Raw genomic sequence first — 20656 nt, 5'->3', positions numbered from 1 at the left:
GCGGCTACCTTGACCGAAATTCCGATCCACCGCCCGGTTGGGAGACGATGTGGAAAGGCCTCAAGAAACTTCAGACCTGGGCGGAGGGATACGAACTGCACTCCTGAGACTTATGGGTAAGAGACAGCCGTTTACGGGTGGGATGAAGCCGACTTTGCGATGGCTTATCTGCCCGACAGCCATAGAACCGCTGTGAACCGTCGACGGCAGTCACTCTCCCCACGATGAGGATTGGTCAGACCTCCTTCGCCGTCTTCGCCTCAAAGCTCGTCGGATCGGCGCTCGGCTTCGTCGCCACGCTGTACTTCGCGCGGACGCTCGGTGCCGAGGTCCTGGGACAGTACGCGCTCGTCCTCGCGGTTGTCGCGTGGCTCTCGCTAGCGGGCGACCTCGGCGTCTCCCAGGCGACGACAAAGCGGATGAGCGAGGACGAGGAGCCGTCGGCCTACGCGACGGCCGGTGCGATCACCATCGCGGGGTTCGGTCTCGCACTCGGGGGGCTCACTCTGCTCTTCGGCGACGGGGTGAACGCCTACGTCGGCGAATCGATCGCCTCCTTGGTCGTCGTGCTCCTCCTCTCTGGGCTCTTCACTTCCGTCACCTCCGCAGCGCTCAACGGCGAGCGGAAGGTCCACCTCGCGGGGCTGCTCACGCCCGTCGGGATCGCCGCCCGGAGCGTCGTCCAGATCGCCCTCGTCGCCCTCGGCCTCGAACTGGTCGGGATGCTCGTCGGCTACGCCGTCGGCGGCCTGCTCGTCGGCGTTAGCGGACTCCTCCTCGTGTCCGTGACCGTCGTACGGCCGAGACGCGAACACTTCGTCGAACTCTACGAGTACGCGAAGTTCTCGTGGCTGGGCGGCCTCCAGTCGCGGTCGTTCAACGACGTCGACGTCCTCCTCTTAGGCGTCTTCCTGCAGTCGTCGCTCGTCGGCGTCTACTCGGCTGCCTGGAGCATCGCGAAGTTCCTCACGCTGTTCGACTCCGCCGTGAGCTCGACGCTGTTCCCGGAACTGAGCCGCGCCGACGCGGAGGGCCGAGGACAGTCCGTCGCCGGTCTTGTCGAGGACTCACTCACCTACGGCGGGCTCATCCTGATACCGGGGTTGTTCGGCGGGATTCTGCTCGGCGAACGACTCCTCCGGATCTACGGCCCGGAGTTCGTCACCGGCGCATCGGTCCTCTGGATCCTGATCGCCGCGACGCTGCTGTACGGGTACCAGAAACAGCTGTTGAACGCGCTGAACGGGATCGATCGCCCGAAGGCGGCGTTCCGAATCAACGCCGCGTTCATCGCGATAAACGTGGTCCTGAACGTCGTTCTCATCGCGACGGTCGGCCTCGTCGGTGCCGCCGTCGCGACGGCGCTTTCCGCCGGCGTCGGCGTGATGCTGGCGCTGTACACGCTGCGCTCGGAGATCGCGTTCGCCATCCCGACCGGGGAGATCGCACGGCAGTTCGCGGCCGCCGCCGCGATGGCCGGCGTCGTCGTCGGGGGCGAAACCGTCGTTCGGACGGTGATCGGTCTGAACCACAACTTCGCGACCGTGGTCCTGCTCGTCGCCGTCGGCGCCGCGACGTACTTTGCGGTCCTGTTCGGAATCTCCGAAACCTTCCGCTCGACCGTTTTTGATAACAGCCCTCTCTGACGCCCCCGGTGTGCCACGACGGCGTCGTCGCTCGGGTCACTGCTGGGCCGTCGTGGGTGTCTTATTGTTCTTCCTGACCAGGGACGTCCCGAAGCACCGTCTCACCCGGCCGTATCCCCGCGCCGCTTGCGACTTTCACGCCCGCGTTTAGACTCACGTTGATGCCGGTTTTCACGCCGTCTCCGAGCACGACGCCCAGTTTCCGCCGTCCGGTATCGACGCGCTCGCCCTTCACGGTCATCTCCACCGACGCGTCGTCGTGTCGCAGGTTCGCGACCTTCGTTCCGGCACCCAGGTTCACGTCCCGTCCAAGTATCGAGTCGCCGACGTAGGAGAGGTGCGGCACCGCCGCGTCCGACATCAGAATCGAATTTTTCACTTCGACACCGTGACCGACGTGTGCGCTCGGTCCCACGACGGTCGCCCCCCGGACGTACGCGTTCGGGCCGACCTCCGCGCCGGACATAATCACTGCCGGCCCCTCGACGTGGACGCCGTCGCGGACGGTCGCACCCTCCTCGACGACGACATCACCGCCCAGTTGCGCTCCTTCGGCGACTGTCCCTCGCACGTCGCCGTCGACCTCCGCCAGCAGCAACTCGTTCGCCCGCAACAACTCCCAGGGGCGGCCGACGTCGAGCCACCGACCCTCGTACTCGACGACCGAGATGTCACGCCCGGCAGAGAGCAACAGATCGAGCGTGTCGGTGATCTCGTACTCGCCGCGCTCGCTCTTTTCGGTCCCGTCGATGTACTCGAAGACCTCCGGTTCGAAGGCGTAACAGCCGACGTTCGCGAGGTTCGTCGGCGGATCCGACGGCTTCTCGACGATCGCCGAGAGCGAGCCCACAGAATCCACGGAGACGACGCCGTAGGAGCGCGGGTCCTCCACGGGTGTCGTCGCGATCGCGTGGCCCTCCGCGGTTGCGAGCGACGCCGGTAGTTCCGGGTCGACGAGGACGTCGCCGTTGAGGACGATGAAGCGGTCGTCGACGACTTCCCGGGCCTGCTCGATGGCGTGGGCGGTCCCCGCGGGGTCGGCCTGCTCGACGTAGCTGATCGGCGTCCCCCGATAGGCGTCGCCGAGGCGGTCGATCACGTCTGCCCCGCGATAGCCGATCACGACGACGAACTCGTCGACGACGTCGACGCAGGCGTCGAAGACGTGTTCGACGAGCGGGCGGCCGGCGGCGGGAAGCAGCGGTTTGGGTCGGTGATCCGTCAGCGGTCGCATCCGCGTTCCCTGTCCGGCCGCGAGCACGACTCCGTACATACCGAGGGGAAACGGGACACCGGCGTATAGAATCCTCGGTCGTGGCAGAGACTCACGGTATTGCGAATTCGATCGTCAGCGTTGGCCGTCTTTTGTACTGCTTCGATCACCAGTCCCGCCGCGTTCCGGTACCACTTTTATGCGCCCCCGACGCACTGCCTGCAATGGCATCGCTCGACGACGTCACCGTCCTCGTGCCCACCTACGACGAGGCCGAGACGATCGGCCGGGTGGTCGACGACTTCCACGAGGCCGGGTTCGACGACGTCCTCGTCGTCGACGGCGGCTCCGAGGACGGTACCGACGACATCGCCGCCGACCGCGGCGCGCGCGTCGTCTATCAGACCGGGTCGGGCAAGGGACAGGCCGTCCGCGAGGGCGTGCGCGAACACGTCCCTCGCGAGTACGTGCTGATGCTCGACGGCGACGCGACCTACCGAGCCGACGACGCCGAAGCGATGCTCGACCCGCTTCTCGAGGGCGAGGCCGAGCACGTCATCGGCGACCGCTTCGCGGACATGCGCGAGGGCGCGATGACGCGCTTCAATCGGATCGGCAACCGGCTCATCAACCGCGGCTTCGCGTACGTCCACGGCGAGAGTTTCGGCGACATCCTCTCGGGCTATCGGGCGTTCACGCGCGAGTCGTTCCTCCAGATGACACTCTCGGCGGACGGGTTCGGCATCGAAACCGAGATGGCCGTCGAGTGCGCCAAGCGCGACATTCCGACGGCTGTTGTCCCGATCACGTACCTGCCGCGGCCCTCCGGATCGGACACCAACCTCCGCCCGATCCGCGACGGCGGGATCATCTTCCTCGAACTGTACCGCCGCGCGAAGACCAACAACCCGCTCTTTTACTTCGGCAGCCTGGGCGTGCTATCGACCGTCACCGGCCTCCTCATCGCGGTCTACGTCGGGGTCGAGTGGATCACGGTGAACGTCTCCCACGAGGTGCTCGCGGTCGTCTCCGCGTTCGGGATCATCGTCGGCGTCCAACTGCTGATGTTCGGTGTCCTCGCGGACCTGATCCTGACGCTCCACCGCGACACGCTGCAGAAGATCGACGAGGAAACCTGATCGGGTCCCCTCGGTACCTCGACTCCAGCGCGGTGCAGTGGCGGGAAAGCGACTGGTATCACCGCCGACGAGCGGCCGGAGGCCGTGACGTCGGCAGCCTTTTTCCCTCTAGGTTTTTGCGCGGTGGGTTCCCGCAGCGAACGCAGTGAGCGAGGAAACCCACCGTGGAAAAAGGTAGATGGGACTTAGAACGGCAACAGCGCCCGCAGTTGCGAGAAGATCCCGCCGCCGGAGGCGCGATACTCCTCGAAGACGGGGTGCAGCGCGTCGAGCAGCTCCCGCTCGCTGTCGAACTGGCTCGGGCCGACCGCCGCGAGCGCCTCCGAGAGCGCGACCGAGTTCCCGTTTGCGTCGTAGGGAATCGCGGGATCGTTGAGCTCGCGGACGATCTCGTCGGTCGTCGCGGGGAAGGAGAGATCCGCCTCCGAGAGGTAGGGAGTGAGCGCCGCGATGCCGAACTCCAGGGAGTCGGGGTCGTCGCCGCCCTGCTGCGGTGGTCTGACAGCCATCGGAGACCGCTACGGCTCGGGGGATGGAAAAACCCCCGGCTCCCGTTCGAACGCGGAAGCGGCGGAGCCGCATCGCGGTGTCGACGCCGACTCCACAGGGTTTTGTTCGCGTGACGCCTCACACCGTCCAGACGATGACCGAGTACACGACCGTCTCGATCCCGAAGGACCTCGCCGAGCGGGTCGACGAGACCATCGAGGGGACCAGCTTTTCGAGCACCAGCGACCTCGTGCGCTTCCTCCTGCGGAGCATCGTCATTCAGTACCAGCGCGAGGGCGAGCTGACCGAGGCGGAGTTCGAGGACATCGCCGAACAGCTCGCGGACCTGGGGTATCTGGATCGGTAGCACTCCTACCCGGCGACGGTCTCCTCCGGCGGCTCGACGTCGAGCACGTCGAGGTCCAGTTCGCGGTCGTTGCGGTCGAACGCCGCACACGACGCCTCGTCCCACGGCGGCACCGCGACCACGAGCGCGGCGGCGAAGGTGTCCTCGCGCGTCGCTTCCAGCGGTCCCTGCGGATGCGAGACGAACCGCGCGCGCCCCCGACCGGCGGGCGTCCCGAGGTCGACCCCGAAGACGGCCGTCACGGAACCGCTCGCCTCCGGGAAGTAGAAATGGGTCAGGACCGGTGTCTCGGGGTCGAGCCCGAGGTCCGCCTCAAACTCGCCGGCCGGCGTCGACGCGAGCACGACGCTGACCCCCGACGGTTCCTCCGCGTCGGCCATCTCCAAGAGCGCGTCTAGGAGCCCGCGCGTGATGTAGACCACGACGGGGCTAACGGCCGCACGGGTCAAAACGCCGTCGGACGTCTGCGGTAGGTCCCTCGCGTCGTTGGCGGCCGACGAACCGTCGCCGGGGGAGCGTTCGCCTGCCTGAGCGCGACACTACGACAGCAACTCCCGCAACGCCCGACCGTACGCGCCCGGCAGATTCGACCGCGCGTTATCGAGCGCGTCCCGGAGCGCCGCTCCCGCTTCGGTGGACACGCCCGCCCCGTGGCCGACGAGGATCCGCTCGGGGTCGTATCCCGAGAGGGCGCGTCGGGGCGGGACCGGACGCAGCATCGGATGGACGCCGAGGCGTTCCCCGGGCGCGCAGAAGTACGAGACGGTCCCGACGGCCTCCGGAACCACGAGCGTTCCCTCGTCGGGGTGATAGAGACCGACCTCCTGCCACGGCGGGAGGTCGGAGTCGCGAATCCGGAACGCCTCGTAGCCCGAGTCGGCGAGTTCGCTTCCGAAGCGCTCGACTGGGGCGTCGAGTTCCGCCGCCACGCCGGTCATCCACTGCGGAACGTAGACGGAGACGTCGTGACGCTTCGCGAGCGCCGCCGCGTCGCGTTTGTGTCGGTCCAGACCGACGACGACGCCGGCGACGTCGCCGAACTCCGAGAGCAGCGCGTCGAGGTCGGGCGCGTCGACCGGATCCACTACCCAGAGGCCGCCGTCGTCGCCGAGGAGCGCGTGGCTGGCCCGTTGCATCGTCTCGCCGGGATGGGCGATCCAGCCGACGCCTCGCTCCCACCGGTCGATCTCGCGGTATCCGTCGGTGTCGCCGCCCTTCATCGGCATACCCGACACTCCGGGCGCGAACCGGATAAAACTCCTCGCCGAGGTGGATGTGCCTGGCAGCGGGGAACCTGATCGGGAGCGAGTCCGGCGGGGACGAATCGGTCGGGACGGGACCGACTGGAGCAATCCATTCCCCGAGGGTCGTGTAGCCGGGACATCTTTCAGGGGATCAGTCATACCTTGGGCCTGCACTATGTCTGACGCACGCTCTGATTCCCCCTCGATGCGTCGGGTTCACCGCTCGATGTACGACGTCGTCCGCGAGGCGTTCGTCTCCGGGCTCGCCGTCGTCGTCCCGCTCGTGATCACGATCGCGGTCTTTCTCTTCCTGTTCAACGCGGTCTATGGATATCTGAACCTGTTCTCGGAGGCCATCGTCGCGCTCCCAGTCGTTTCCCTCATTCCGGAGGTGCTGAACGTGAGTCCCGCGACGGTCATCGAAGCGGCGGCGCCTGTCGTCGTCTTCGGTGCTACCCTCGGAATCGGTCTCGTGGTGAACAGCTCGCGGTACGGCGAGCGCGCCGTCGAGTACTTCGACTACGTGATGGTGCAGATCCCGGGGATCGGCTCCGTCTACGAGAGCTTTCGCCGGATGAGCGACGTGGTGCTCGAGTCCGACGCCGAGAACTTCCAGGAGGTCAAACTGGTCGAGTTCCCGCACGAAGGTGCGTATACCATCGGCTTCGTGACGACGGAGACACCGGAGGTGCTGCGGTCGGCGGCGGGACACGAGGAGATGTACACGCTGTTTCTCCCGCTCGCGCCCAACCCCGTGATGGGCGGACACCTCGTCCACCTCCCCGAGAGCCGGGTGATGGACGTCGAGATGAGCGTCGAGGAGGGCGTCCAGGCGATCGTCACAAGCGGCGTCGCGATGACCGGGAGCGGCGACGACGGGCTCTCTCCGGAGGAGCTGAACTCGCTGTCTCCGGCCGATGTCGGAACCGCCGAGCGCGGCGCGGAACCGGCGGGTCGATACGACGACCGGGTCGATCCCGAACACGCCGAGACTCCGAGGGACCTGGTTCGCCGAGAGCGCTCCGACGAGGCCGACAGCGAGTGACCGGAAGACCCAGGCCCTCCGGACTCCCCTCGATACGTATGCCCTTCGAACTTCGCGAACACACCGCCGACATCGCCGTCGAGGCGACCGCTTCGACGCTCTCGACGCTGTTCGGCTCGGTCGCGGACGGACTCGCCGCGGCGTCTTGTGACGCCGTCGCCGAGCGCACCGCGGGATCGCCGGCGGACGAATCCGACGGTGCCGAGCCGACGCTCCCGGAGATCGACGCCGAGACGTTCGAGATCTCGGTCGCGTCCGAGGGACTGGAGGCGCTCCTGTTCGACTACCTCGACGAACTGATCTACGAACGGGACGTGCGCGGCGTCCTCCCGGTCGAAAACCGGGTCCGAATCGAGACGCCGGAGGGCGCGAGTGGAGACGACGAACCGATCGCAGACGTCGAGACCGACGGAGCGGACGTCGAGTGGCGGTTAGAAGCTGCCTACCGCGGTATCCCGCTGTCGGAAATCGACGCGAGAGAGGTGAAGGCCGTCACCTACTCGGAGATGAGAGTGGAGCGGACCGAAACCGGCGGCTGGGTCGCGTACGTCGTCTTCGACGTGTGAGTCGCCCGAACGTCGCACTTCGATCGACGAGTTTTCCCCGGCACGTCGCACTTTGTGTGAGTCGGTCTCGCCGTCGCCCGTTGATGCGTGACAGCTCTCGGCGAGTCGGACGTCCCGTCTCGGAAGTTGTTTGTGCCCCCCGCGTCGAGATGGCTACGAGATGACCGCCCGCGCAGCGCGCCTCGTCTGTGTCGCCCTCGTCGTCGTCGCCGTCGTCGGGGGCGTCGGTGCGACCGCACCGGGCGCGTCGGCGCAGACCACGGAGACGATCGCCGGGTCGCAGATCGCCCCGGACGACGTCTCGATGCGCATCGAACTCCGCTCGGACGGCTCCGCGGCGTGGACGGTCGAGTATCGAGTCCGCCTCGACGACGAGAACACGACCGAGGCGTTCGAGTCGCTCCGCGGTGACATCCGGGCGAACGAGTCCCAGTACACCGCCCAGTTCCGCGACCGAATGGCGTCGACGGCCGCCACCGCGGAGAACGCGACCGGGCGGGAGATGTCGGTCCGGAACGTCTCGGTCACCGCGACGCGACAGCAGCTCCCCCAGGACTACGGCGTCGTCACGTACACGTTCGAGTGGACGAACTTCGCCGTCGTCGAGGACGGCGAAATCCGCGCCGGCGACGCGCTCGCGGGGCTCTTCCTCGACGAGGAGACGTCGCTGCAGTTCGCGTGGCCGGAGGGATACGCACTCGACGCGGTTCAGCCCGACCCCGACGACACGCGGCTGTCCTCCCGCATCGTCGTCTGGAACGGCCCGCTGGACTTCGGGCCGAACGAGCCCACGCTCGTCGCTGCGGAACAGCCCTCGGGCGGTGACGGAGCGACCACGTCTCCCCCCACAGATGGCGCAGGGGGAGACGGCGGGGCGAACGACGCGCTCTTGATCGCCGCGCTCGTGCTCCTCGGGGGTGTCCTCGGCGCCGGCGGCTGGTTCCTCTATCGACGACGCGACGCGGGCGGGCGAGAGACCGCTTCCGATCCTGATACCACCGACGGAACCGCGGCAGGGGCGAGCGCCGGGACGCCCGCGGCGGACACAGACGCCCAGACGGCCCCGTCGGGAGCTGGCTCGGATGCAGGCGGTGTGACCACGGAATCCGCCGAATCCGACAGCCGGTCGGCTGCGGCTTCCACGTCGGCTGTCGGTGCCGGTGCGGACGCCGGAGCCGACGAGAGCGCCGCATCCGATAGCGCCGATGGCGACGGAGACGGAACCGCAGGTAGTGACAGGGCTGACGAGGGAGCGGCCGGACCGGGAACGGCCGTCTCCGAGGAACGGCCGTGGGAGGACGAACTCCTCAGCAACGAGGAGCGCGTGCTCGCCCTGGTCGAACACGAGGGCGGTCGGATGAAGCAACAGGAAGTCGCCGGCACGCTGGAGTGGACCGACGCGAAGACGAGTCAGGTGGTCCGGAAGATGCGCGACGAGGACAAGCTCGACGCGTTCCGACTCGGTCGCGAAAACGTGCTCGTCCTCCCGGGCGAGGGGCTCGGGCCCGACGACTCCGACGACGAGTAGGGGTTCGGACGGTCACCTCGCGATCTGCGCGAGTCCCGACGGCGTGGTGCGATACAATCCGGCTTAAACCGGCGAAAACCGGCGAAAGGATGTCGGAGGTATATGTGGATCGGGGATGTACCGACAGGTGAAATGCGACCAGCATCCACGCTCCTCGTCGCGCTCGTCGTCGTCGTCGCGGCCGTTCCGGTCGGCGTCGCTGCGACGACCGCCACCGACGGGTCGCTGTCGGCTACCGAGGGTTCGGTCGCGGCCCAGGTAGCGGACGACAGCACGGCGACGACGAACGCCACTGAGACGACGAACGGAACCGAGTCGTCGCCGACGGTGACGCCAGGTGAGAACACCTCTGCAGAGGCGGATTCGACGACGAACGACTCGACCGAGATCGCGCCGGGAGCGAAGCTCGCCGGCGTGGTGGCGGTCCAGCGGACGGAGATCGACAGCGAGGTCGACTCGCGTGCGTTCGGACAGCGAGTCGCCGCCGCGGCGACGAACCAGTCGAAGGCGGCGGTCATCGCAGAGAACGTCAACGACAGCCGAGAGCGGATCGAGACGCTTCGGGACCGACTCGCCGAACTGGAGCGCGCCCGGGAGTCCGGCCAGATCTCCGAGGGTCGATACCGCGCGCAGACCGCGCAGCTGACCGCGGAGATCAACTCGGTGGAACGCCGCCTCCAACAGGCGAACGAGTCGGCGTCGTCGGTACCGGAGCCGGTGCGGGAGTCGAACGGTATCAACGCGTCGAACATCGAGCGGCTCCGGACGGACGCGCGGAACCTCTCGGGGCCCGAAACCGCCGAGATCGCCCGGGAGGTCGCGGGCGACAACCCGGGACAGGGGATGGGCGGTCCGGGCGGCGCACCGGGACGGAGCGGTGAAGCACCGGGACGGAGCGATGAAGCCCCCGGACGAGACGGCGATTCACCGGGACAGAGCGGGGATGCGCCGGGGGAGGGAGACGGGCCAGCGGCGGGAGACGAGCCAGTGGCGGGAAACGGATCTGAGGACCGACCGCCCGAGGAAGCCGGGAACGGCGATGCCGCCCGACCGGACGGCTCGAACTCCGGCGCCGACGGTGACGGTGCTCCGGGTCGTTCCGGCGATCCCGCCGGGGACAACGATCGTCGTGAGAAGAACGAGGCCCGGAACGGGACCGATGATTCCTCTGCGGACGGATCCGACGGGTCTGGCGACAGCACCGCACACGACGGTGGGGGTGGCACGGGCGAGGGGCCCCCTGACGGCGCCTCCGGACAAGGCGAAGACGCGCCAGGACAGAGCGGGGACGCCCCCGGACGGGAGCGTGACGCGTAACATGAATTCCCGATGTTGAATGCGGCGGTCGACTTCACGGATTCAAATCTGATACTGAAGGGGTAGGGTTATCCCGATCCGGCTGGATTAGCCGACTGATGGAGTACGCGTACCCGATCGTCGGGTTCTTCGCTGGGATGGCGCTCGTCGCCACCAGCGTCTTCACGGCGTTCGTCTACACGCCGACGACGACCTCCACTGTCGACACCGTCATCACGGCCTTCACCGGCGTGACGCTCCAGGTGGGTGACTTCCTCGCCGTTGCCTCGGTGACCGCGCTCGTCTTCGACCTGCTCGCGACGCAGTTCGGTGTCCAATTCTCGCTTCCGATTCCGTTCGGTGTCGGCTATCTGTTCACGCACGTGATCATCTACTACTCGTCGCTGCGGATCACCGATGTCCAGGGCCAGCCGCTCGATCCGAATTTCGACATCCGGGAGAACCCGCTCCGGCTGGCCACCCTCTCGATTCCGGGCGCGTTGATCCTGCTACCCGCATCACGGCGTCGCTGAGCCGATAAGTGAAACAGCTCTTTGAGACAAGGTCGCCTTTACGTTGATCTCCCCCGTAGTGTCGAGTGCCCAGGTTGGGCCGCCCGCGATTCGGTCCCCGCCGACGCGATCACAGTCCGATTCCGGCTGCCTCCCCACCCCACCCCCTCCCCCCACCGTCGGATCGGTGGCCCACCGACTGGGCACCCCCGCTGACGCGTTCCCTCCCTCGCTTACGATACCCTGATCCGTGAGCCGTACGCTCGCGTCTCGGTGAAAGGGCGGACAATTCGAGATCTGCCGGGAGAGACATCGCACACGGTCACAATCGTGGCGGAGCGTCAGGGACTCGAACCAGAAATCACCAAGCCATTGCTCCGGCTCGGGTGTATGGCCCACAGTGATCCACGCGAGTCGGTCGACTGTGTCCGCGAATGACTCCGGACTGACGATCGCGACGCGTGCGCCGGACGATCGGCATCAGCGTGGTATCCGCGTAGACTCGCTCGGCGACGGCGTCGTAGCGGTCGTGCAAACCCACGCTGGGGATCCCCCGCCGCGTGGATCAGCGCGTACAGGACGGGGTGGATCGACAACGATTGGCGGTTGAGCCGGCGAATCCGTGACTGCACCCGCTCGAAACAGGCCTCCATATCGGGCTCAACCATCTCGCCGTCGAGCGCTGGCTTCCACGGCCGGAGCAACGACTCGACTTCGTGCGCCCGATCAGCAGTGTCTCGACAGGCCCGTCGGCGAAGAGGCTCGGGTCGACGATCACCCACGAACGGTGACGCAAACGGGAGATAAAAAAGGCCTGCCTCAGTTCCGGCTTGCTCAGAAAAGAGAGATGTCGTCGCTCAGACGCCGTCGGAGACCGCCCACCCGTCAGTATAACGCGACTGACCCGTTCCGAACTCTCCCCACGTCTGTGTGTGTCTGTTTCCTACGGTATGATGCGCCCGTGCCGGCGAGTGCCGAGACAAATGCGGGAACCCCGGCGTGGTCAGCGCCGGTGACTGGAGACAACAGTTTCCCGCAGGAGAAAATGGTTGTTGAGCGAAAAGAGCCTTGTGCTAGTTGACATCACGCCAAAAACACGAGTTTCTTGGTAGTACTCAGCTGTCGTAGCCGGGGTCACAGTTGAGAGCCGGGCGTCTGTGAGTCGCCCCGGTACGGGAACGGTATCGATCCCCGTTCCATCAATCACTCAGTTTTAGTTACTGCACGGTGAGTAGTTGTTGATGTTCTCGGTGATAGTTCCCTCTACTTTCCCACCATTATTTACAGTCACACTCCCACCAGCAGAGACATCACCGGTTACCGTTGTTCCTTGGTTAACGATCACCGAGCCACCTGCCTGAATATTTCCGTCTACCCCACCTCCTGAGTTCAAGGTTACACTACCCCCTGCAGTAATATCTCCAGTCACCTTTTTGTCGACATTGACGCTACCAGTGACAGCAATATCCCCGTTCACTTTTTCATTGACGTTTCGACTTCCAGTCTCACAGACCGGGTCTGGGGTCGGCTCTGGGGTCGGATCTTCATTATTTCCACCGGAATCCCCGGGAAGACCCGCACCTACTCCCTGCTTTGCAGCTGTTTGGCTCTCCGGGGCAGAGTCTATCCCAACAGTATTGAAATTGAGGGCATCGGCTTTGACAGTCAGTTCCACCCAGTAAATGCCTGACTCGCCAGGATATGGCTCAGTTCCACCGTACCACAGCGTGTCCGAATCCGTTGTATCGATTGCTTCATCCCAATACGTAGAGCCGTTTAACCGGCTGGGTATTTTGATCGTCACATTCCCCTCAAGGTCACTAGTATTGATGCGAGCACTCTTAGTTGGATATAGATCTAACGTCACTCTGCCAGTAGAGGAGACTCTGAAGTCGTTCTGTAATGCGGTCACACGGGCCGTATCGTTTCCAGTGACGATGTTTTGATCTTCATAAATTGCTATTCCTCCGCCGCTGTCCCGTTCATCAATATAAACAACTGAGTGTTCATACCATACCGGCCCGATATCTATTTCATTATACCCGTTTTGATATTCGAGAAATCGAGTTGAGACTGTCTCTAGACCATCACCGGATTGGTTTTCGATGGTAATATTATATGCTTGGCTCGTCTGTAATGTCCCAGAAGGCGGAGGAGGATTGACTGTGAATATCCGAGCCGGATACGTTGTTCCAAGTTTCACTGTTGGGTATTGGGACACGTCTGCTTGCCCCGCTGTAGAAATAGCACTCCGGACTTCCAGCATATCATTCCGCAGTTCTTGGAAATGCTGAAATTCAATTTCACTATTTTGTTGGGGAACCACCTGAGCTTGATAGCCTGCGAGTGCAACAATAAGAAAACCAAACAGTATGATGAATCCAATGAGCGGGGCGACCCCTCGATCGTCGTCGCTAAATGATGAATTAGACGGTGAGATCTGCATTTCAAATCGCCCCGCTATCTGCTGGTCTTTCCGCAGCGGTTAGGGCTACCCGGAAGTCTGCAGGACTCGGAAAGATATATAATAACCAATTGATCCCGATGAGGAAGTACAGATAGTATGGGTCAGCGTGCCGGAGTTGCTGCCAGAGGCCACTTCGGACAGCAACGACTGCGGCGATACCCCCGACAAATACTGGGGCAAGCGCAACGATTCGAAGTGCAGCCAAGGAAGGAGTCTCTTGAAAATCAAGACGGAGTCGAAATGGGACGTACGAAGTGCACTCAACTGACACTGGAGAGATAATTCGCGCAGCGACTAAATGCGTCATTTCGTGGAGTCCAAGCACAAGAACGGGCAAGCCAACAGTCAGAAAGAGGGCCTGGACGGTACCCATCATTATCGCTGTTTTAGTTTTCGCTTATTTAAATCCGATGTTGAAATATCACACACGATACAGATACTAGTGATCGGTATCAGCTGCCCGTGCCACTTGCTTCGTCACGCTGCTACGTCACCGTACAACTGGGGCAGTATCGATAGTGATTCTCTCTCAGCACCTTTTTACGCTACGGGGGAGACCGATCACGCATCGCGGGACCGCTGGGTGATACCATTGAGACGGGTGACTGACGGCCGGCTGCACACAATCGTGGTTGTGTTCGTCGGCGCGATAGTTCTGCTGTCAGTCAGTGCGCCCGCAGTTGCGGCCACAACAACACCGACGGAGCCGAACGTCACGTTCGTCGAATCCGGAATTGCGACGGACACAACGTGGACGCCGGCCGATGGACCGTATCGGATCATCCAGGACATCGAGGTCGAACCCGGTGCGACGCTAACTGTCGAGCCGGGAACGAGGATCGAAATCGCCGAGAACATCACCGTCTCCGTGAGCGGGTCGTTCCGAACGAACGGGACAGCCGCCCGCCCGGTGGAGATCACGCGGTCCGACGGTGCAGCAGCGGATCGTCGGTGGGAAAGCCTCCAGTACAACGGGACGGACCGGAGTTTCCTCAAACTCCATCACACAACGCTTGAGGGCGGTACTGCGGGAGTCACTGTGGCGAGCAGTGAGGGGACGGTCGAGGTTGTCGACTCCACGATGCGTGATTTCACCACGGCCGGCCTCGAAGTCACGGAGACGACCGCCTCACCGCGGATCACGGTCAGGCGCTCGACGTTTCGTACCATCGGAGACCACGCAATACAGGCAAGTCCGGGCGCCGGGACGACTGATCGGGTCTCGCTGACAGCCACGCCGGACACGATCGGCGCGAACGCAGATCACACGCTCACATTACAGCCCGGTGCTGGCGTTTCGCTGGATTCGATCCACGTGGAGTATCGTTCTGATGGATCCGTCGCGTCGGTCGGCAGCGAAGACATCGAACGGATCGGCCTCGACCGGGATCGAGACGGTAGCATCGAGCGGTCGTTCGCCGGGTCGGTGGCGTCCGTGTCGGCGACGGAGGCTCAGTTGGAGATCTCCCTCTCGGGATCCGTCGAGATTCCAAGTGAGGGACAGCTGATCGTCGAATACGGGAACGCGGTAAACCCGACGACACGCGGGATCTATCCCGTCGAGGTCCAACTCCGAGAAGAGTCGGTCTCGCAGCTCTCCGCGGGTGTCGAAGCCCCGTTCGTCGTCGGAGACGTGACGTCGCCGACCGACGTGGATATGGGGCCCGACCAGCCCGCGACACGGGTGCGCGGACTCGCGGTTCTGGACTCGACGTTCCGTGAGATCGATGGCGCAGGAGTGTTCGTCGACGCCGACCGCGTCAGGCGGATTCAAGCGTCTCGAAACCGAATCGACGGGACCGCCGGGAGCGGTATCACGGTTCGAGCCGAGAGAAGCGAGAGCTACTTCTGGAGCAACGAGATAACGGACGCGGAGGACGGCATCCGAGTTAGGACCAGCGGAGCCACGTCGGTAACAGCCAACGAGAATCGTATTCGGGACACGCAGACCGGAATCCGGGTACGGCAATCGGACAGAGACCGGTATCCCGACGGAGACATCACACTCCGGAGAAATACGCTCGCGAACAACGCCGTCAACGGTGTCGACATACGGGGCTGGAGCCTGGACGTGACGGTCGAGATGACCAACAACTCCGTTCGTGAGAACGGTCGCGAAGGGATCTTTGTCTCAGGGTGGATGCTTCAGGGCGGGGAGATCAGTGGTAACGAGATCGTCGGGAACGCCGACACTGGCGTGTCGATCCGGACCGACATTGCCGCACGCACCCTCACCATCGACAACAACACGATCACCGACAGCGGTGGTCACGGGCTCGACGTGCAGTCGGGCCTCCTCGTGTACGGGAGCGACCTAACCGAAAACCAACTCACGAACAACGCCGGTGCGGGACTCGTCGTGTCCAGCCCCGTCACCCATCGGGCGAACCTCTCCGTTGCGAACAACGTCGTCGCCGCAAATACGTATGGGATGGTCCTCCAGGGGGTGATGGGCACGACGGTTCGCGACAATGCGATCGTATTCAACACCAATCGCTTTGCCGATCCGGTTCGGCTTCCGGACGTCGAGCCGGGGACGGGAAGCTACGTCGCAGCGGGCGAAGCCGGTGTGATCCTCAATCAAGCAAACTCCGAGGTTCCACCCTCAGAACTCGTCTCGAATCCGGCGATCGACGACCAACTCAGTGCGGTGACCGTCAGAGACGGAATCGTGGCTGTCCTCCGGACTGACGGCGCGAGTTACACACGAACCGACGAAGCGAGTGCGCTCACGATCCGCCAGGTGAGCGACGATATCCCGACCGGAATCGGGATCACAAAAACGGGGACGGAGAACAGCAGCTACCGGTTCACAGAGAACGGCCTCTACGGTCAACACCGGGGCCTGACGGTTGATGTTGCGCCGTTCATCACGTCGAATACGACGGCGGCCATCCTGACCGAGTCGACCCGTACCGTCCACGCCGAATCCAATTACTGGGGAAGTCGACACGGGCCCTATCACTCCTCGATCCTCCCGGAAGGCGAGGGCAACTCGGCCGTCACAGAGCGGGGATGGGTCGACTTCGTTCCGTTCCGGGACACGCCTCCCGACCCCGAATACACCCGCCCGACTGCGGCAATCGACACCCCGACAAACTCACAGCCAGGCGAAGATGTGCAACTCTCCGGGCGCAACTCGACGAGCACGCACGGATCGATCGTACGGTATCGATACCAAATCGATGGCACCGCGCAACCGGTTATCGACCGCCCGAGATACACGTTCGAGATGCCGGATCAGCGCGTCGAGGTGGGGCTCATCGTCGAAGATAACCTCGGAATCGAGAGCAACAGCACCAAAACGACGATCGAACCGCAACCCGCAACCCCATCCACGGCGACCCCAGTGACAACAGCTACAACCCCGGCATCGACACCGCCGCCGGACGACTCGAGCCCGACACTCCTCGGCAGCCTGGGTTCGATCTGGGGCCTCCTCGGCGGTGTCTGCTATCTCCTCGCACTGGTTTCCGGACTTCACGGTATGGCACTGACCGTCACGAACCGCTCTCCGCCCATCGATGGACTGCGAATCCAAGCGCTCGCGGCTCTCGGGGTCCTAGTCTGGATCGTTGCCGGACTGTTCGGTTCGGGCCCGTTATTGACCATCGGAATCACGGCTGCAGTCGCCTGGGGCGTCTTGACAGGCCTCGCATACGTCATCGCCACACGCCGTTTGCTCGGGGACGTCCTCAGGTGAGTATGGCGGTCTCTTGATGTGACATCACTCACACACCGGACGAACGGCCGCGCTCTTCCCCGGACGGCCGAACGGGTCGTGGCCGAGACAGGCGGGATCCCGGCGACGCCGAGCGACAGCGTGCCCGCCGCCGCCGGCGACGCTCGGCGGCTCCTCGGCTCCTGGACGCTGAGTGTCTGCGCGCCGGCTTTCCTCGCCGTCACCGGCGGCCTTACGCAGGAGCGTGTCGCAGTGGGGCGCTCGACGAGCCACTCGAGGACGTCGTGGCCGTCGATGTGCGCGCTACAGACTGTCCGGCGACCGTGCTCCGGGTGTTCGATAACACCGACGGCGTCGTCCGTAGAGACGAAGAAGCCGCAGCCCTTCGTGCGCTCGTCTCGATCCCCTCTCGCCTCGGAGCGGGTGATCGGGATTCATCAGATCGCCACCCCTCTGCGTCCCTGGGGAGATATCGGGTGACTGCGTCGGCTCGATCGTGTCACGCCGGGAAATATGTGAAAAACCGGTCACGAGCCAGGGGTGGGATTCGAACCCACGAAGTCTCGATTACAAGTCGAGTGCATGAACCGCCCATGCTCCCCTGGCGCGGGTCGACCTACTCAGTCCTCCTTTGAGTGTGTGTCGTTTTCGGCGGGAGCATCGACGGCGGCCACCTCCCCGCTGTCGGCGGGCTTCTCAAACTGGATCCGGTGGGGTTCGTAGCCCCGCTCGAGATAGAACTTTTGGGCCTCTCGGTTCGCGGCCATCGCCTCCAGCGACAGAACGGTCGCGCCGGTCCCGCGCAGGGCGGACTCGGCGGCGTCCATCAGCGCCGTTCCGATACCAGCACCCCGGTAGGCCGGTTCGACGTAGACGTTCCGGACGACGCCGCGTGTCTCGTCCTGCTCGTACGCACCACTCTGGATACCGAACGTGACGAAGCCGACGATATCGCCGTCGCCGCGCGCCACGCGGATCCCGCCGGTGACCGCGTGCCGCGCGAGCGTGTCGCGGACGACGGCCCGGTTCTCGTCCGGCAGGATGTGTGAGTCGTGCGCTCGCTGGTCCGATGCGAGCGCGACCCACAGGTCCACCAGCGCGTCGACGGCGTCGAGGTCCGGACTGTCGATCGAGACGCTCGCGTGCTCGGATCGAGTGCCAGTTTCGACCGGGTGCGTCCCCGTCTCGCCCGGTCGAGCTCCCCTCTCGGATCCCTCCGAGTCGTCCGGGTCAGCCATACGCTCCGTTCGGTCGAGCGGCGGATATATCGTCGGGTTCGCCGACCCGCTACCGTTCGGTCCCACTACTCCGAACGACGCGTCTTTGTCGGTCGGACCCCGACCACGTGGCGATGGAACCGCTGCGAAACGATCCGGAACTGGGACCGCTCGTCGAAAGGCACGGGGAACTCCCGATCGGCACGGCCGACGACGAGTTCACCCGCCTCGTCGTCGCGATCGTGAACCAACAGCTCTCGGTCGAGTCGGCGGCGGCGATCCGCGAGCGGCTGTTCGACCGCGTCGAAGTCACGCCCGCCGGGGTACGCGACGTCGAGGAGTCGACCCTCCGCGACGTCGGCCTCTCCGGACAGAAGATCGGGTACGTCCGCAACGTCGCCGCGGCGTTCGAGGAACGGGACCTCACCCGCGACGGACTCGCGACCGAGAGCGACGAGGCGGTGATCGACGCGCTGACTGAGATCCGCGGGGTCGGCGTCTGGACGGCGAAGATGTACCTCATATCTACTGAAGTTTATAGTAAAATCCTTGAACACATTTCGCTAGCTAAAGTGCGAAAGTAGGAGGGTATCCATCCCCCCAATAAGAAATCCAAAGTGCCAATCCACGAATGTCCGAACCCAACACACCGGAGAAGGTGTGTTATGACTTGTAGACGGGAGGGTTGACCCTCCCCGAACAGAGGCATCGAAGCTTACTGTTCCATCCTCCGAAGAGGACGTTTGGACCGAGCCGATATACATCGGATCGGAAGAAGGGCGAGGATATCGCCCTCACTAATACTTGTCGCTCTAGTTACTTAAGAATTGTGAATTTGCATAGAAAATAACCTAAATTACTTAAAGATTTGGGAGAATATCCTTTGAGAAATTTATTTCTGTGAATTTTAACCAAGATTTTTTGAAGGGGAAACTCCGTTAAACCTGACAAGGGATTATGAAGTGTTTAGTAAGAAGTCGAAAACAAACCATCAAATGCCTCAGTGTGGAGAACCGGAGTCACTAACGGAAGAGGTCATTTTACAAGTAGCTGAATCTGAAGATACCTCTCCGATGGAGCTATCGCCGCTTGCCGAAGTAATTGATCCGGATGCTCTTGAGACGGTGGTATCCTCTGATTCAGTTATTGAAGTGAGCTTCAGATATGAGGGATATACAGTCATTATAGATCGAAATGGGAATGTCACCCTACAGGGGTAGGAGAGGGACCAAATGTGCCTCTGACTTACGGCATTGAGGTGTAAAACTCCTGAAGGTATAAACAGTCTCCCTTGATGTATAGGGACAATCCCTGAAGAAAGAAGAGGGGGAGACTATAGAGGGGGAGTAGATAGTAGTATAATATAGTATATTGGGAATTTCCCTTTGTATATTTTGTATGTATAAATTTTAGTGGTGATTTAGACCAACATACTACGGTTTTCTTTGCTCGAAAACAACATATTCTAACCTAACCCTAAAGATTTCTCTAGTGTAATTAGACTCTCCAAACTCTTTATTTCTAAACGATCTTAATGATCTAAACAATATTAAGTTACAATTCTACAAAGATAACTCAATTCTTTATCTTACTTTCAATTAAGCCATAGAACGAAAGCTATGGCTGTCTAGAGCGATTCTTTGATCCTTGAGTAGTTATCTTCATATATCCCTGTAAAATCCCGTGAGAAGGATACTATGCTATCTGTGTGTATCTACAGGAGACTCAGACACTCTCCTTTGATCGATCTAGACTTACTTATCGTAAAACCGATACAAAACAGTCAAGATATTGAACTATCCTTTAAATACCCCTGACTTCTATTCACAGATATATATCTTGTAATTTGTCGATAGTAGTAAGGAGAAGCCCCAAGTGACTAATATCCATATTGTACTAGTAGATATACGCATAAGTAAGGTTATCTGTGTATCTACAACATAGATCCGGATTCTCTCTCAAAGGGGTTAAGTTGCTTTGGCTCTTAGTACAACTGTGTTCGATGGCCTTGAAGCAGATTCAAGGTGAAAGGTAGTGTCGGTCTTTACGACACTATCAAATTTTTGAGGTAGGGAAATAACCCCCCCAAGAGAAATCGCTATACACGATGGGATTGGTCCCATAACCTCGCATCATTTTTGACACCGGGATTGGATTTTCAGTCAGATTCCTTAGTTATTTTTAGGCCTACCTAAAACTAAATAGAAGTATCAATACCTAGAGGGGATAGGGGCAAAACCTCGGT

At 62.5% G+C, this 20656-nt stretch carries 17 protein-coding genes, 1 tRNA gene and 1 pseudogene; 11 read left to right on the top strand and 8 right to left on the bottom strand.

Translation table 11 applies throughout. From position 1 onward, the window contains the following. Window positions 1–224 precede the first annotated feature (224 nt). Complete coding sequence (locus NO876_RS15705; protein ID WP_256422611.1) at window positions 225–1646, top strand: oligosaccharide flippase family protein; 1422 nt, start codon at window positions 225–227, stop codon at window positions 1644–1646. Between the two features lie 61 nt (window positions 1647–1707). Here the strand turns inward: NO876_RS15705 and glmU are convergent, their stop codons facing one another. Further along, on the bottom strand, window positions 1708–2919 hold the full coding sequence (glmU, locus tag NO876_RS15700) for a bifunctional sugar-1-phosphate nucleotidylyltransferase/acetyltransferase (protein ID WP_256422610.1): 1212 nt from the start codon (window positions 2917–2919) through the stop codon (window positions 1708–1710). A gap of 164 nt (window positions 2920–3083) precedes the next feature. Here glmU and aglJ point away from each other — a divergent pair, with 164 nt between their 5' ends. Then, entirely contained in the window at window positions 3084–3998 is a 915-nt protein-coding gene (gene aglJ / locus NO876_RS15695; protein WP_256422609.1) for an S-layer glycoprotein N-glycosyltransferase AglJ, read from the top strand. A gap of 185 nt (window positions 3999–4183) precedes the next feature. Here aglJ and NO876_RS15690 read toward each other — a convergent pair whose 3' ends face one another. Further along, complete coding sequence (locus NO876_RS15690; RefSeq protein ID WP_256422608.1) at window positions 4184–4507, bottom strand: DUF5789 family protein; 324 nt, start codon at window positions 4505–4507, stop codon at window positions 4184–4186. Between the two features lie 134 nt (window positions 4508–4641). Between NO876_RS15690 and NO876_RS15685 the strand changes: the two genes are divergently transcribed. Then, entirely contained in the window at window positions 4642–4854 is a 213-nt protein-coding gene (locus NO876_RS15685; protein WP_256422607.1) for a ribbon-helix-helix domain-containing protein, read from the top strand. Between the two features lie 5 nt (window positions 4855–4859). Here the strand turns inward: NO876_RS15685 and NO876_RS15680 are convergent, their stop codons facing one another. Next, the gene (locus NO876_RS15680) at window positions 4860–5276 is read right to left on the bottom strand and encodes a JAB/MPN domain protein-containing protein (protein ID WP_256422606.1); all 417 of its coding nucleotides are present in this window, start codon (window positions 5274–5276) and stop codon (window positions 4860–4862) included. Between the two features lie 117 nt (window positions 5277–5393). Continuing rightward, window positions 5394–6080 carry a DUF4336 domain-containing protein gene (locus NO876_RS15675; RefSeq protein WP_256422605.1) on the bottom strand — a complete coding sequence of 229 codons (687 nt, stop codon included), beginning with the start codon at window positions 6078–6080 and terminating at the stop codon, window positions 5394–5396. Between the two features lie 193 nt (window positions 6081–6273). On the opposite strand from NO876_RS15675, the gene NO876_RS15670 reads away from it, so the two are divergent. The 5 genes from NO876_RS15670 to NO876_RS15650 all read left to right on the top strand — a co-directional run bounded on the left by NO876_RS15670 (window position 6274) and on the right by NO876_RS15650 (window position 11066). Continuing rightward, window positions 6274–7143, top strand: a complete 870-nt coding sequence (locus tag NO876_RS15670) for a DUF502 domain-containing protein (protein ID WP_256422604.1) — start codon at window positions 6274–6276, stop codon at window positions 7141–7143. Window positions 7144–7181: 38 nt separating this feature from the next. Continuing rightward, a complete protein-coding gene (locus NO876_RS15665; protein ID WP_256422603.1) occupies window positions 7182–7709 on the top strand; it encodes an archease in 528 nt (175 codons plus the stop codon). A gap of 160 nt (window positions 7710–7869) precedes the next feature. Then, complete coding sequence (locus tag NO876_RS15660) at window positions 7870–9237, top strand: helix-turn-helix transcriptional regulator (RefSeq protein WP_256422602.1); 1368 nt, start codon at window positions 7870–7872, stop codon at window positions 9235–9237. Window positions 9238–9369: 132 nt separating this feature from the next. Next, on the top strand, window positions 9370–10554 hold the full coding sequence (locus tag NO876_RS15655; RefSeq protein ID WP_256422601.1) for a DUF7096 domain-containing protein: 1185 nt from the start codon (window positions 9370–9372) through the stop codon (window positions 10552–10554). A 98-nt stretch (window positions 10555–10652) separates the two neighbouring features. Further along, a complete protein-coding gene (locus tag NO876_RS15650) occupies window positions 10653–11066 on the top strand; it encodes a DUF8133 family membrane protein (protein WP_256422600.1) in 414 nt (137 codons plus the stop codon). Window positions 11067–12258: 1192 nt separating this feature from the next. Here NO876_RS15650 and NO876_RS15645 read toward each other — a convergent pair. Continuing rightward, window positions 12259–13491 carry a bactofilin family protein gene (locus NO876_RS15645; RefSeq protein WP_256422599.1) on the bottom strand — a complete coding sequence of 411 codons (1233 nt, stop codon included), beginning with the start codon at window positions 13489–13491 and terminating at the stop codon, window positions 12259–12261. Window positions 13492–14113: 622 nt separating this feature from the next. On the opposite strand from NO876_RS15645, the gene NO876_RS15640 reads away from it, so the two are divergent. After that, window positions 14114–17215: a right-handed parallel beta-helix repeat-containing protein gene (locus NO876_RS15640; RefSeq protein ID WP_256422598.1), complete on the top strand. Its 3102-nt coding sequence runs from the start codon at window positions 14114–14116 to the stop codon at window positions 17213–17215. Window positions 17216–17239: 24 nt separating this feature from the next. Here NO876_RS15640 and NO876_RS15635 read toward each other — a convergent pair whose 3' ends face one another. From NO876_RS15635 to NO876_RS15625, 3 genes are all read right to left on the bottom strand, one after another. After that, window positions 17240–17467 carry a hypothetical protein gene (locus NO876_RS15635; protein ID WP_256422597.1) on the bottom strand — a complete coding sequence of 76 codons (228 nt, stop codon included), beginning with the start codon at window positions 17465–17467 and terminating at the stop codon, window positions 17240–17242. Between the two features lie 259 nt (window positions 17468–17726). Further along, window positions 17727–17800, bottom strand: a tRNA-Thr gene (locus NO876_RS15630). A 14-nt stretch (window positions 17801–17814) separates the two neighbouring features. Continuing rightward, window positions 17815–18432, bottom strand: a complete 618-nt coding sequence (locus NO876_RS15625; RefSeq protein ID WP_256422596.1) for a GNAT family N-acetyltransferase — start codon at window positions 18430–18432, stop codon at window positions 17815–17817. 113 nt (window positions 18433–18545) lie between these two features. Between NO876_RS15625 and NO876_RS15620 the strand changes: the two are divergent. Together NO876_RS15620 and NO876_RS15615 are read left to right on the top strand one after the other, a co-directional pair. Further along, window positions 18546–18935: pseudogene (locus NO876_RS15620) on the top strand (DNA-3-methyladenine glycosylase family protein); the annotation flags it as partial. A gap of 471 nt (window positions 18936–19406) precedes the next feature. Beyond that, entirely contained in the window at window positions 19407–19631 is a 225-nt protein-coding gene (locus NO876_RS15615; protein WP_256422595.1) for a HalOD1 output domain-containing protein, read from the top strand. Window positions 19632–20656 lie beyond the last annotated feature (1025 nt).

Origin of the sequence: Halobellus rarus, from assembly GCF_024494595.1 — an archaeon.
GTDB lineage: Archaea > Halobacteriota > Halobacteria > Halobacteriales > Haloferacaceae > Haloquadratum > Haloquadratum rarum.
This window is presented reverse-complemented; position numbering and strand designations above follow the sequence as displayed.